General features: G+C 70.6%; 10 protein-coding genes. 2 read left to right on the plus strand and 8 right to left on the minus strand.

Annotated elements, in window-relative coordinates; genetic code table 11:
- Positions 1-284: 284 nt before the first annotated feature.
- Both BM028_RS00865 and BM028_RS00870 read right to left on the minus strand, forming a co-directional pair.
- Positions 285-1,223 (minus strand): hypothetical protein, encoded by a 939-nt coding sequence (locus BM028_RS00865; protein ID WP_092384006.1) that lies wholly within the window; start codon positions 1,221-1,223, stop codon positions 285-287.
- Between the two features lie 2 nt (positions 1,224-1,225).
- On the minus strand, positions 1,226-4,084 hold the full coding sequence (locus tag BM028_RS00870) for an Rne/Rng family ribonuclease (protein WP_092384008.1): 2,859 nt from the start codon (positions 4,082-4,084) through the stop codon (positions 1,226-1,228).
- Positions 4,085-4,351: 267 nt separating this feature from the next.
- Here BM028_RS00870 and BM028_RS00875 point away from each other — a divergent pair, with 267 nt between their 5' ends.
- Both BM028_RS00875 and BM028_RS00880 read left to right on the plus strand, forming a co-directional pair.
- The gene (locus BM028_RS00875; RefSeq protein WP_229085097.1) at positions 4,352-4,954 is read left to right on the plus strand and encodes a vitamin K epoxide reductase family protein; all 603 of its coding nucleotides are present in this window, start codon (positions 4,352-4,354) and stop codon (positions 4,952-4,954) included.
- A gap of 100 nt (positions 4,955-5,054) precedes the next feature.
- Positions 5,055-5,906, plus strand: a complete 852-nt coding sequence (locus tag BM028_RS00880; protein WP_175473612.1) for a DsbA family protein — start codon at positions 5,055-5,057, stop codon at positions 5,904-5,906.
- A gap of 69 nt (positions 5,907-5,975) precedes the next feature.
- On the opposite strand, the gene BM028_RS00885 is transcribed toward BM028_RS00880, so the two are convergent.
- The 6 genes from BM028_RS00885 to BM028_RS00910 form a co-directional block, all read right to left on the minus strand.
- A complete protein-coding gene (locus BM028_RS00885; protein WP_092384010.1) occupies positions 5,976-6,824 on the minus strand; it encodes a DsbA family protein in 849 nt (282 codons plus the stop codon).
- 17 nt (positions 6,825-6,841) lie between these two features.
- Positions 6,842-7,261 (minus strand): nucleoside-diphosphate kinase, encoded by a 420-nt coding sequence (gene ndk / locus BM028_RS00890; RefSeq protein WP_070416558.1) that lies wholly within the window; start codon positions 7,259-7,261, stop codon positions 6,842-6,844.
- 36 nt (positions 7,262-7,297) lie between these two features.
- Positions 7,298-7,714, minus strand: coding sequence for a DUF4233 domain-containing protein (locus BM028_RS00895; RefSeq protein ID WP_092384012.1), 417 nt, complete (start codon positions 7,712-7,714; stop codon positions 7,298-7,300).
- Entirely contained in the window at positions 7,711-9,156 is a 1,446-nt protein-coding gene (locus tag BM028_RS00900) for a bifunctional folylpolyglutamate synthase/dihydrofolate synthase (protein WP_092384014.1), read from the minus strand. The genes BM028_RS00895 and BM028_RS00900 overlap by 4 nt, the downstream gene beginning before the upstream one ends.
- Complete coding sequence (gene ileS / locus BM028_RS00905) at positions 9,153-12,404, minus strand: isoleucine--tRNA ligase (RefSeq protein ID WP_092384016.1); 3,252 nt, start codon at positions 12,402-12,404, stop codon at positions 9,153-9,155. Before ileS ends, BM028_RS00900 begins: the two co-directional genes overlap by 4 nt.
- Positions 12,405-12,626: 222 nt before the next feature.
- Positions 12,627-13,655 (minus strand): acyltransferase family protein, encoded by a 1,029-nt coding sequence (locus BM028_RS00910; RefSeq protein ID WP_092384018.1) that lies wholly within the window; start codon positions 13,653-13,655, stop codon positions 12,627-12,629.
- Between the last annotated feature and the right edge of the window lie 71 nt (positions 13,656-13,726).

Here is a 13,726-nt window from a genome sequence, read left to right on the forward strand (position 1 = left end):
GCGCACCCCCGCCCCGCCGGGCACCTCCCACGGCGCGCGGCCGACTCCCGGGCGTGGCGTGGCGGTGCGGCGCGGTGCCGTCGCGTGTGGCGAGCCCGAACGACATCGCCGAGGTCGGACGACGTCGGGGACGTCGCACCCCCTCGGGCGCAACGGACGGTGCACGCAACCTGCGACAAGGTCGACGTCGGACGACATCGACGATGTCGCACCACGTCGGTGCGCGGCGCGCGGCACACGGCACGCGGCACACGGCCACGAGCCGCACGCGGCCGCTCAGCGGCTCAGCGCGGTGCCGGACCACCCCACGGGTTCGACGGGGGCTGCGGCGGCGCGTACGGCGGCACCTGGGCCCCCTGCGCCCCCGGCTGGCCCGCCTGACCCTGCTGTGACGACGGCTGCACGGTCGCCGGCGGCACCGCGTCGGCCGGTCGGACCGACCCGGGCGTGCCGGGTGCTCCGGGCGCACGACGTCCGCCCCGGGGCCGCCCGAGCCAGAGCCACGCCGCGGTCGACGTCGCGATGAGCATCAGGGTGAACGGCACACCGGACTGCAGCGGGCGGGTGACGACGTCGATGAGGAGCTGGGCGCCTCCCGAGCGGACGGCGCTGAACGTGCCCGTGAAGACCCCGACGAGCGCCAGGGCGATCGTCCCAGCGGCCCCGGCGAGCACGGCGCGGAGGAGCACCGTCGGCAGCGGGCTCCGTCGGTCGACGGGCGTGAGGAACGCCAGCGCGAGGAAGGCCCCGGCGTAGAACGGGAACGGCGTGGCGAACACCCCGGACACGAACCCGCCGACCAGGCTGCCGCCCGCGCCGTAGCTCGCGAACGGGTGCACCACGAACGAGGCGCCGAGCAGGCCGACGAGCCCCGAGACGAACTCGACGAGGACGATCGACACGACGGCGATGAGCGCGCCGGCCGTGTTCGTGACCGACGCTCCCGGAGCGAAGGCCCGACGCGGATCCGCCGGCGTCCGCGGTGGGCGCGGAGCCGGCGCGGACCCGCCGTACTGCGGCCCGCGGTACGGGCCGCCCTGCGGCGCACCGTACGGGACGCCGGACTGCTGCGGCCCGCCGTACGGGGCACCGGACTGCTGCGGTCCCCCGTACGCTCCGCCCGGCTGCTGCGGGGCACCGGCGGGCGGCGCGGGCTGGGACCAGCCCGCGCCGTAGTACCCACGATCGTGCTGCGACCGCTGCGGATCGCCGGGGTTCGACATCGTCAGTTCCCCAGGATCACGGCGCCGTCGTCGGTGTCGTCACCCTCGGCCGTCGCCGGTGCGCTGATGCTCGGGGACGAGACGCGACGGGACCGCGAACGGCCCTGCCCCGGCTGCTTGGGCTCCGGGAGCGCCTGCAGCACGGAGTCGAGCAGGGACTCGGCGTCCCCGCTGACCTGGCGCGGCTCGCGCTTCGTGGCGGCGATCGGGATGTCGAGGATCGCGACCGAGGTCTCGGCCGGGGTCACCGGGGCGCTCGAGCTCACCCGACGGCGGGTCGGCGCCTTGGCCGGCACGTCCTCGACGACGGGGGCAGCAGCGACCGGAGCGGCCTCAGCCGGAGCGGCAGCAGCCGACGTGCCCTGCTCGGGCTCGGACGGTGCATCGGGCGTCGAGGACGAGCCGGACGCGGTGTCCGCCGTCGTCTCGGGCGCACCGGCACCGCGGCCACCACGGCGACGTCGGCGCTTCGAGCCCGATGACTGCTCGCCGTGCTCGGACTGCGACGCGCCGGTGTCCGGACCGGACTCCGCGGCGGGAGCCTCCGGAGCCGATGCCGCCGATGTTGCCGATGCCGCCGAACCCGCCGACACTGCCGAGGACGCCGAAGCCGGCGTCGCAGCCCCGTCGTGCTCCTCGTGCGGGATGGTCGATGCGGCGATCCGGGACAGCGCGCTCTTCACGTCGTCCGTGATCTGGTGCGCGTGCGACGAGCCGTTGCCGGACCCGCCGTTGCCGCCGCCGTTCGACCCGTTCCCACCGTTCCCACCGTTCGAACCGTTCGAACCGTTCGAACCGTTGGACCCGCCGTTGCCGGCCCCACCGCGGCTCTTGCGACGGCTCTTCGACGGCCCCGGGTCGGCGTTGTTGTCGTTGACCTTGGCGTTGACCTCGTCGAGGGACTCGCGGAGCCCCACGCCGATCTTCTTGCGGGTCATCTGCACGAGGCCGAGCGAGGTGACCTCGGCGACCTGGTGCTTCGTCCGGTCACGGCTGAGGCACTCGACGAGTCGACGCAGCACGAGGTCGCGGTTCGACTCGAGCACCATGTCGATGAAGTCGACGACGATGATGCCGCCGATGTCCCGCAGGCGGAGCTGACGGACGATCTCCTCGGCCGCTTCGAGGTTGTTCTTCGTGACGGTCTCCTCGAGGTTGCCGCCGGACCCGACGAACTTCCCCGTGTTGACGTCGACGACCGTCATGGCCTCGGTGCGGTCGATCACGAGCGAACCGCCGGAGGGCAGCCAGACCTTGCGGTCGAGGGCCTTCTCGATCTGCTCGTTGAGGCGGTACTCCTCGAAGGAGTCCGGGCCGTCGTAGATCTCGACGCGGTCCTTGAGGTCCGGCGCGACCGCGGTGAGGTACTCGTCGATCGTCTCGCGCGCCGCGGAGCCGTCGATGATGAGCTTGGTGAAGTCCTCGTTGAAGACGTCGCGGACGATCTTCACGAGCAGGTCCGGCTCCGAGTGGAGCATGACCGGCGCCTGGCCGTTCGCGACCTTCTTCTGGATCGCCTCCCACTGGCTGGTGAGGCGCTGCACGTCGCGGGTGAGCTGCTCCTCGGTCGCGCCCTCGGCGGCGGTGCGGACGATGACGCCCGCGTGCTCCGGGAGGACCTCCTTGAGGATCTTCTTGAGGCGCGCACGCTCGGTGTCCGGCAGCTTGCGCGAGATGCCGTTCATCGAGCCGTTCGGCACGTACACGAGGTAGCGACCCGGCAGCGAGACCTGGCTCGTCAGACGGGCACCCTTGTGCCCGACCGGGTCCTTCGTGACCTGCACGAGGACCTTGTCGCCCGGCTTGAGCGCGGCTTCGATCCGACGCCCGTGGTTGCCGGTGTCGACCGAGTTCCAGTCGACCTCGCCCGCGTACAGCACGGCGTTGCGGCCGCGACCGATGTCGACGAACGCCGCCTCCATCGAGGGCAGGACGTTCTGCACCTTGCCGAGGTACACGTTGCCGATGAGCGACACGTTGTGCGACTTCGTCACGTAGTGCTCGGCGAGGACACCGTCCTCGAGCACGCCGATCTCGATCTTCGAGGCACTCGACCGGACGATCATCTGCCGGTCGACGCTCTCGCGGCGGGCGAGGAACTCGTCCTCGGTGACGACCTGGCGACGACGACCGGCATCGCGCCCGTCGCGGCGGCGCTGCTTCTTCGCCTCGAGCCGCGTCGAGCCCTTCACCTTCTGCGGCTCGGTGATGTACTCGACCTCGCGACGGCGGGGCTCCTGGTGGTCCCGCGGCTCACGCGGCTCGCGCGGCTCACGGCCTTCGCGGTCGGCGCTCGTGCCGCGGCGACGCGACCGACGGCGTCCGCCGCCCTGCTCGTCGTCGTCGTCCTCGTCGTGACGGGGCGCGCGCTCGGGCAGGTCCGGCAGGACCGGGGCGTGGAAGATCAGGCTCAGCGTGCTCGTCGCCTTGGGGACGAACGGCTCGTCGACGGGCTCCGCCGGACTGGAGGCGCTGCTCGCGTCCGCCTCGACCGTCGCGGCCGGTGCGGCTGCGGTCTCGGTGTCGTCACCGGCCGTGATGACCGGCAGGTCGCCCGTGAGGGTGCTCACGTCGTGCGGCTCGTCGCCGCCGGCGGTCGCCTCGACGGCGACCGACACGGTGGGCGCCTCCGGCGCTCCCCCGGCGTCCGGCGCTGCGTCCGTCACCGCGAGCGTCTCCGCGCCGGCGTCGGACGTGCCGTCCACCGGAGACCCGGTCACCTGCTCGACGGGACCCGTCTGCGCGGCGTCACCCCGTGCCTCCTGGCCGGCCGACCGGGCGCGCCGACCGCCGAACAGGCGGCCTCGACGCTTCGGTGCGACTTCTTCGTTGTTCGTGTTGTCGTTGTTCTGCTCCACCATGGACCTGGTGCACTCCTTGACCCCGCTCGCATCCTGTCCGGACGGCGGGAATTCTGTAGTTGTAGCGGGTGGCGACCACGCCCCCGCGTTCGCTGTCTTGTGACCGTCGCGTCGCGCGCGTCCCGGTCACGGTGCGCTCTCACCGCACCTGATCGTCCGGGCTGGGCCCGGAAAGCTTTCGTCGTCGTGCGGATGGCCGCACGACCTCCAGGGATTATCGCATGCCGCACCGGGAAAGGACCGGATCGAGCATGCGATGATGACGCCGTGAGCACGCCAGCACCTGCCGTCCGCCGTCCGATCGCCATGGGCGTCTTCCTCCTGATCACCGGTGCCGTCGGTCTCTACGGGGCGTTCCGACTGGTCATCGACGAGTTCGAGAAGTACGCGCACCCCCAGGCAGTGCTGTCCTGCGACGTCAACCCGTTCATCAACTGCTCCGACGTGATGGCCAGCTGGCAAGGGCACCTGCTCGGGTTCCCGAACCCGCTGCTCGGCGTCATGGGCTTCGTCGCCCCGATCGCCGTCGCGGTCATGCTCCTCGCCGGGTTCCGCAACGGTTCGCGCTGGTTCTGGATCGCGTTCAACGCGGGCGTGTTCCTGGCGTGGGTCTTCGTCACGTGGCTCTTCACCCAGACCGTCTGGTTCATCGGCGCGCTCTGCCCGTGGTGCATGCTCGTGTGGTCGATGACGATCCCGATGTTCTGGGTGTTCACGATCTGGAACGCCGCGCAGGGACGCTTCGGCGCCGGCGCCCAGCGGCTCGGTCGGACCCTGCTGCCCTTCTGCTGGGCCTTCCCGCTGGCGAACTACCTGTTCATCGCCGTGTCGATCCTCATCGTGTTCCCGCGGGTCCTCTCCTCCTTCTGAGCGCCCGCTGAGCGTTGCCGATGACGCGTCATCGAATTCCTGGGTCCTTCCCAGCCAGATCGGCCGATCGGCCCACCGGCACGACCTACGCTCGATGGCGATGAGCGAGAACGAGAGCAAGAAGGCCCGGCGGGAGGCAGCGCGGGAGCGCGCACGCCTCGCCCGCGCGAAGGAGCAGGCGCGTCGACGCCGCAACAAGACCCTGGGGATCAGCGGCATCATCGTCGGCGCGCTCGCGGTCGCCGCGATCGTCGTCGTGGTGGTCGCGAACTCCGTGCAACCCGCCGGCCCCGGGCCGAAGAACATGGCGAGCGACGGTGTGCTCCTGACGGGGTCGAACGGGCAGATCGTCCCCGTCACGACCAAGGCCACGCCGGAGGGCGGGAAGCCGACCCCGACGAAGCAGGACGACTCGGTCGCGAACATCACGGTGTACTCGGACTACATGTGCCCGTACTGCAACCAGTTCGAGACGAGCCAGATGTCCCAGATCCAGCAGTGGGTGAAGGACGGCTCGGCGACGCTCGAGCTGCACCCGTTCAACCTGCTCGACCGCGTGTCACTCGGCTCGAAGTACTCGACCCGTTCGGCCGCCGCCGCAGCCTGCGTCGCGAACTACGACCCGGACGCGTTCCTCGCGTACAACACGTCGCTCTACGAGAACCAGCCGTCCGAGAGCACGCGCGGCCTCACGAACGACAAGCTCGCATCGCTCGCGAAGGCCGCCGGGGCGACGAACGAGAACGTGGCGTCCTGCATCACGGACCAGGAGTTCGCCGGGTGGGTGGCCGACGCGACGAACCGGGTGCTCAACGACCCGATCCCGAACTCGTCGCTCGACAAGGTCACCGGCACCCCCACCGTGATCGTCAACGGCAAGCAGTACAACGGTTCCCTCACCGACACGGACGCCTTCGCGGCGTTCGTGGAGCAGAACGGCGGGAAGGCGTAGTACCGGCCGCTCCGGACGACGACGGCCCCCGCTTCCGATCGGAAGCGGGGGCCGTCGTCGTCCAGCGTGCTACTTCGACGCGGCGTCGATCTCGGTGATGACGTCGGTCAGCGTGGCGATCTTCTTGCCGTTCACGAGGACGGTCGGCGTGCCGAAGCCCTGCGTGCCCTGCAGTGCCGGATCGGCCAGCACGGCGTTCGTGGACTTCGTCACCCACCCGCGGAAGCGCTCGCTCGACAGGCACTCGGAGACGTTCGACCCGGTCGCGCCGCCGGCCGTGACGAGCTTCGCGATCTCGGCGTTCGTCAGGCCCTTCGTGCCCTCCTCCGGCTGGTTGTCGAAGAACTGCGTCTGGACGTCGAGGAACTTGTCCGGCGCGTAGTTCGCGACGCACATCGCGGCGTTCGCGGCACGGCTGGCGTACCGCGAGTTCTGGTAGCTGCGGTCGAGGATCGACACGGGCTGGATCGCGAGGGTCGCGTCGCCGGACTTCACCTTGTCGAGGATCTGGTCGGCGTAGGCGGCCTCGAACTGCTTGCAGACCGGGCAGGCCCAGTCGACGTACTCGGTGACCTGCACCTTCCCGTCGGCGGCCGCGGTGGGCACCGGGGACGGGGTGGCCTTCGCCGACACCGCGCCGGAGGTCACGGGTGTGACCGTGCCGTCGCTGCCGGTGAACTGGATCGCACCGGTCGCCATGTTCTTCGGCCCGGCCGCGGACACGGCGGGCTGGTTGTTCACGTTCACCACCACGATCGCGACGATCGCGGCGACGGCGATGATCCCGAGGCCGATGCCGCCCTGCAGGAACCAGCGGTTGCGGCGCTTGCGGCGCTTCTCGGCCTCGGCGCGCTGCCGGGCGACGTCACGGGCGTGCTGGCGACGCTCGTTCTTCGTGGGACGGTCGTTGTTCGTCACGCGTCGGTCCTCCGGACTCAGGCGAACCAGAGCGCGAGCTCGCGCGCCGACGACTCGGGGCTGTCGGAGCCGTGCACGAGGTTCTGCTGCACCTTGAGGCCCCAGTCGCGGCCGAGGTCACCGCGGATCGTCCCGGGCGCGGCCGAGGTCGGGTCGGTGGTGCCGGCGAGCGACCGGAAGCCGGCGATGACGCCGTTGCCGGCGACGCGCACGGCGACGACCGGGCCGGACTGCATGAACTCGACGAGGGGCTCGAAGAACGGCTTGCCCTGGTGCTCCTCGTAGTGGGCGTCGAGCAGGTCACGGGGCGCCGTCACCATCTTCAGGTCGACGATCTCGTAGCCCTTGGCCTCGATCCGGCGGAGGATCTCACCGGTGAGCTGGCGGGCGACGCCGTCGGGCTTGACGAGGACGAGGGTCTCTTCGAGATCGGACACGCGGAACTCCTGGTGTTTCGTGGTCGAACGGGGTGGTCAGTCCTCGCCGAGGGCCGCGCGTCTCGCGGCGTTCTGACGGTCGAGCTGACCGCCCTTGACGAAGCAGAAGACCCACAGCGCCAGGAACACCACGGCCACGGCGAACATGAACGGTTCGATGAGCCCGGTGGCGAGGATGGCCGCCTGCAGCAGCCACCCGAACCCTACACCGGCGCGGTTGCCGGTCAGGCGAGAGGCCAGCGCCAGCACGATCATCGAGCCGATGCCACCGCCGAACGCGACCGCCGGCGGGAGCGTCCCCTTGCCGAACACGACGAGCATCGGGAAGAAGAACATGATCGCCTCGAGCACGAGGGTGATCGACAGCAGGCTCTCCCGTGCACCGCGATCGCGTCGCGGCCGACGGGTGCGCGGTGCGCGTGGGGTCCTGGAGGCGCGGCCCGCGTCCGTCACTTCGTCCCGCCTTCGGCGTGGACCAGGTCCATGACCCGACCCACCATCACGATCGAGCCCGCGACGAGCACCATGGCGTCGTCCGCCTCCGCGTCGTCCGCGAGGTCACGGGCTTCCTGGAGGGCGGCCTCGAGCGACGGCTCGACGACGACCCGGTCCTCGCCGACCTCGTCGACGACGACCCGGGCGAACTCGTCCGCGTCGAGGGCGCGCTCCCCTGGCGGCTGGGTCACGACGAAGGTCGCGACGGTGTCCTTGAGCGCGCGGACGAAGCCGCGGGCGTCCTTGTCGCCGAGGATGCCGACGACGCCGACCACGTGCTCGGACGGGAACGCCACGGGGAGCGCCTCGGCGAGCGCGCGTGCGCCGTGCGGGTTGTGCGCCGCGTCGACCACCACGGTCGGACCCGTGGCGATCGGCTGGAGCCGGCCGGGGCTGGTCGCACCGGCGAGTCCCTCGGACAGGACGTCCTCGTCGAGGGCCTGCGAACCGCGGCCGAGGAAGGCCTCGACGGCGGCGATCGCGACGGCGGCGTTGTGCGCCTGGTGCCGGCCGAAGAGCGGCAGGAACAGGTCGTCGTAGCGTCCGGCGACGCCCTGCACGGTGATGAGCTGGCCGCCGACGGCCGGCGTCACGTCGACGAGCCGGAAGCCGTCCCCCTCGACCGCGAGGGTCGACTCGGTGAGCTCGGCCGCGCGCTGCAGCTCGGCGAGCGCCTCGGGCGTCTGTGCGCTCGAGACGATCGACGACGAGGGCTTGATGATGCCGGACTTCGTGCGGGCGATCTCGGCGACGGTCCCGCCGAGCTGCTTGGCGTGGTCGATCGCGATCGGCGTGAACACCTGCACCTGGCTCTGCACGACGTTGGTGGAGTCCCACTCGCCGCCCATGCCGACCTCGATCACGGCGACGTCGACCGGAGCCTCGGCGAAGCACGCCAGGGCGAGGACGGTCAGCGCCTCGAAGAAGGTCAGCGGGAGCTCGCCCTTGTCGGTGAGCTCCTGGTCGGTCATCTCGAGGATCGGGGCGATGTCGTCCCAGTTCTCCACGAAGCGGTCGGCGGCGATCGGGGTGCCGTCGATGACGATGCGCTCCCGGATCGACACCAGGTGCGGGCTCGTCATGAGGCCGGTCCGGAGGCCGTGTGCCCGGACGATGCTCTCGGCCATGCGCGCGGTCGAGGTCTTGCCGTTCGTGCCGGTCAGGTGGAGCACGGGGTACGACAGGTGCGGGTCGCCGAGGAGCTCGACGGCACGCCGGGTCGCGGACAGCCGGTGTTCGGGCGACTGCTCACCGATCCGGGCGTACAGGGCCGCCTCGACGCGCTTGACCTCGTCGTCGTCCGCACCGTAGGGCACGGCGTCGGCGGGGTCCGTCGCACCGGCGGGGCCGACGGGGATCTCGATGCCGTCCTCGGACGGCTCTTCGGGGTACTCGCTCATGCGCGTGACACCTCCACGGTCACCTTCGCACCGTCACCGACGTCGGTGGTGGTGGCGTCTGCCCCGAGGGGCACGATCTCGACGCTCGTCGACAGGGTCTCCCCCGCGATGAGCTGCTGGTGGGTGCGGACCGCCGCGTCGGCGACCTCGTCCGCCCCGAGGGTGAGGACGATGCGGTCGCTGACGTCGAGGTCGGCGTCACGGCGGGCCTGCTGGACGGCGCGGACGACGTCGCGGGCGAGCCCCTCGGCCTCGAGCTCCGGCGTCGTCACGGTGTCGAGCACCGCGAAGCCGCCGCCGTCGAGGAACGCCACCGCCACGGAGTCGTCGGCGACGGTGAGGTCGAGCGTGTACTCGCCCTCGACGAGGTCGACGCCGCCGACGGTCACGCCGGACTCGGTCGTGGTCCAGTCGCCCCTCTTGGCGGCCGGGATGACCTGCTGGACCTGCTTGCCGATGCGGGGTCCGGCGGCACGGGCGTTCACGGTGAGCTTCCGCTCGATGCCGTACCGACCGAGCGACGACTCCTCCTGCTGCTCGAGCACGACCTGCTTGACGTTGAGCTCGTCGCGGAGGATGTCCACGAAGGGCTCGACGGCCGCCGGGTCGGGCACCACGAGCGTCAGGGTGGCGAGGGGCAGGCGGACGCGCTTGCCGGTGGCCTTGCGGAGCGCGAGCCCCTTCGAGGCGACGTCCCGCACGCGGTCCATGGCGTCGACGAGCGCCTGGTCGGCCGGGAACTCCTCGGCGTCGGGGAAGTCCTCGAGGTGGACGCTGCGGCCGCCGGTCAGTCCCCGCCAGACCGCGTCGGTCACGAGCGGGGCGAGGGGTGCGGCGACGCGGGTGAGCGTCTCGAGCACGGTGTACAGCGTGTCGAACGCGGCACGGGCCTCGGGCGAGGACTCGGCGCCGAGCCAGAACTTGTCGCGCGACCGGCGCACGTACCAGTTCGTCAGCACGTCGGCGAAGTCGCGGACGGCCTGGGCGGCGAGCGGAGTGTCGAGCGCGTCGAGGTGCTGCTGCACGTCCGACACGAGCACCCGGGTCTTCGCGAGCAGGTAGCGGTCGAGCACATCGGTGCTCGACGTGCTCCGCGACGCCTGGTACCCGGACTCCCCCGACGCGTTCGCGTAGAGGGTGAAGAAGTAGTACGTCGACCAGAGCGGGAGCAGGAACTCGCGGACGCCCTGGCGGATGCCCTCTTCCGTGACGACGAGGTTCCCGCCGCGGATGACCGACGACGACATCAGGAACCAGCGCATCGCGTCGGCACCGTCGCGGTCGAACACCTCGGAGACGTCCGGGTAGTTCCGGAGCGACTTCGACATCTTCTGGCCGTCGGAGCCGAGCACGATGCCGTGGCTGATGACGTTCTTGTACGCCGGCCGGTCGAACAGCGCGGTGGACAGCACGTGCATGACGTAGAACCAGCCGCGGGTCTGCCCGATGTACTCGACGATGAAGTCGGCCGGGTTGTGCGACTCGAACCACTCGCGGTTCTCGAACGGGTAGTGCACCTGGGCGTACGGCATCGACCCGGAGTCGAACCAGACGTCGAACACGTCGGTGATCCGGCGCATCGTCGACTTCCCGGTGGGGTCGTCCGGGTTGGGGCGCGTCAGGTCGTCGATGAACGGGCGGTGCAGGTCGACCTCGCCGTCGGCGTTCACCGGCAGTCGACCGAAGTCACGCTCGATCTCCTCGAGCGAGCCGTACACGTCGGTGCGCGGGTGCTCGGGGTCGTCGGACTGCCACACCGGGATCGGCGTGCCGAAGTACCGGTTGCGGGACACCGACCAGTCGATGGCGTTCCCGACCCACTTGCCGAACTGGCCGTCCTTGACGTTGTCCGGCACCCAGTTGATGTCCTGGTTGAGCTCGCCCATGCGGTCGCGGAACTCGGTCACGCGGACGAACCAGCTCGACACGGCCTTGTAGATGAGGGGCTTCCGGCAGCGCCAGCAGTGCGGGTAGCTGTGCTCGTAGGACGCTTGGCGGAGCAGCCGCCCGGCGTCGCGGACGGCCTTCGTGAGGGGCTTGTTCGCGTCCGACCAGAGCATCCCGGCGACCTCGCCGAACTGCGACGTGAAGACACCGCCCTCGTCGAGCGACAGCACCACGGGGATCCCCGCGGCGGCGCAGACCACCTGGTCGTCGGCACCGTAGGCCGGGGCCTGGTGCACGATGCCGGTGCCCTCGCCCGTCTCGACGTAGTCGGCGACGAGGATCTTCCAGGCGTTCTCCATGCCCTCGGTCTCCGCGAGGAAGTCGAAGAGGCGCTCGTACTCGACGCCGTCGAGCTCCGCACCCGTCAGGGTGCGGACGACCGCGGCAGCGGCGTCCTCGGCCGTCTCGTAGCCGAGCTCCTTCGCGTGGGCGGCCACGGTGTCCGACGCCAGCAGGTAGTGGACGGAACCGGCGGTGCCACCGTCAGCCGCGCCTCCTGGACCGGCGGGCAGCACCACGTACGAAACCGCAGGCCCGACGGCCAGCGCGGCGTTCGTGGGCAGGGTCCAGGGGGTCGTCGTCCAGGCGAGCGCACGCACGCCGGCCAGCCCGAGCGACTCGGCGCGCGCACCCCGCAGCGGGAACGACACCGTGACCGACTGGTCCTGGCGCATCTTGTAGACGTCGTCGTCCATGCGCAGCTCGTGGTTCGACAGCGGCGTCTGGTCGTTCCAGCAGTACGGCAGGACCCGGAAGCCCTCGTACGCGAGCCCCTTGTCCCAGAGCTGCTTCCACGCCCACAGCACGCTCTCCATGAACGTCACGTCGAGGGTCTTGTAGTCGTTCTCGAAGTCGACCCAGCGCGCCTGGCGGGTGACGTACTGCTGCCACTCGTCGGTGTACTGCAGGACGGACTTCTTGGCGGCGGCGTTGAAGACGTCGACGCCCATCTCGTCGATCTCGTGCTTCTCGGTGATGCCGAGCTGGCGCATCGCCTCGAGCTCGGCGGGCAGGCCGTGCGTGTCCCAGCCGAAGCGACGGTGCACCTGCTTGCCGCGCATGGTCTGGTAGCGCGGGAAGACGTCCTTCGCGTACCCGGTCAGGAGGTGGCCGTAGTGCGGCAGGCCGTTGGCGAACGGCGGGCCGTCGTAGAACGTCCACTCGTCGCAGCCCTCGCGCTGGTCGATCGACGCCTGGAACGTGCCGTCGCCCTTCCAGAAGGCGAGGATCCCCTGCTCGACGGCGGGGAAGGACGGCGACGGGACGACGCCGTCTGCGTCGGAATCAAGTGGGTAGCGCACCGCGGGGCTCCTGTGGGTTGCCGGTTCTCAGGACCACGAGGACGGAGCAGGCTCCGCGGTACCACCTCGCTTGCCGCTCCGGGTGACCCGGGGCGACCGCTCGTTGCCGGGGGCGTGCGCGGCCCGGTCCGCCCGGTTCTACTGCCGGCGGTCGATGGTGCTGACGGCCGGGTTCTTCCGGAGGCTCCCCGGTGATGGCCGGATCGACGCCTGTGCACGAGTTTAGCGGACGGGAGCAACCGCGCGGGTGGCGTGCTCCGGACTGACCCGTCGCGATCGCTGCGGGAAGGTGAACAGGGCCGCGACGGCGGGCTGTCGCTCACGCAGCCAGGACGTCACGACGACGAGCACCATCATGGCGACCACCGCGATCGTGGCGGCCGTCCACGGCGAGAGCCCCGCGCCGACGAGTCCGCCCACGATGTGCTGGAAGACCACGACGTGCATGACGTATACGACGATCGAGTGCTCGCCGAGCCATTCGAGCACCCGGATCCGGGGCAGCACGGCGAAGACGGCGAGTTGCGCGACCGAGAGTGCCAACATCGTCGGAACCGTCGCGATGCTCTCCGAGATCGACCGCCCCGGAACGCCCGCCACGAACAGCACGGCGATGAACGCCACGAGGCCACTGCATGCGAGCCCCGCGGTGCGGAAGGTCGCCACCGATCCGATCGACCACCGCTCCGACCGGGCGATCGCGATCCCGACGAAGTAGCACGCCGCGAAGCCGTAGCGGATCGCGACCGGCGTCCCGAAGTCCGTGAACAGGTGTCGAGGCCCGTCGACCGCGCCGAGCAGCATCGCGACGACGACCGCGACCACCGCGACCGGGGTCGCAGGGAGTCGGCGAACGAGGACGGCGAGCCCACTGACGCCGGCGAGCACCACCAGGAACCAGAAGGCGCTCTGTGCCGGGTCGGGGCTCTGGTCCAGGGCGTTCTCGCCCCCGAGGGTCGTGTCGAACACGACCGACAGACCGAACCAGATCACGAGCGGCCAGACCACACCGCGCAGGCGGGTGGTGACGAAGCGTCCGGGACGGTGTTCGAGGGCCCCGGCGGAGAGGAGACCGGCCAGCAGGAACATCACGGGCATGTTCATGAGCTCGAGCAACCAGAGCACCTTCTCCGCCGCGGGACTCGACGTGCCCGTCAGGGTGATCGCGAAGGCGAACGAGTGCATCACGAGCACCGAGGTGACGGTCGCCCCCTTGGCGAGGTCGATCCAGAGTAGACGTGGAGAGGTCATGCAACCAGCATAACAGATATCAGTATATCGATTCGTGCTCGGTGGCACGTGTGCCCCGGGACGGGAGCATG

The organism is Curtobacterium sp. YR515 (assembly GCF_900113095.1).
Classification (GTDB): Bacteria; Actinomycetota; Actinomycetes; order Actinomycetales; family Microbacteriaceae; genus Curtobacterium.

Excerpts from the sequence above, each read along its gene's own strand:
- BM028_RS00865 (WP_092384006.1), bottom strand. The coding sequence starts at position 1,223 with ATGTCGAACCCCGGCGATCCGCAGCGGTCGCAGCACGATCGTGGGTAC.
- BM028_RS00910 (WP_092384018.1), bottom strand. The coding sequence starts at position 13,655 with ATGACCTCTCCACGTCTACTCTGGATCGACCTCGCCAAGGGGGCGACC.
- BM028_RS00870 (WP_092384008.1), bottom strand. The coding sequence starts at position 4,084 with ATGGTGGAGCAGAACAACGACAACACGAACAACGAAGAAGTCGCACCG.
- BM028_RS00880 (WP_175473612.1), top strand. The coding sequence starts at position 5,055 with ATGAGCGAGAACGAGAGCAAGAAGGCCCGGCGGGAGGCAGCGCGGGAG.
- BM028_RS00900 (WP_092384014.1), bottom strand. The coding sequence starts at position 9,156 with ATGAGCGAGTACCCCGAAGAGCCGTCCGAGGACGGCATCGAGATCCCC.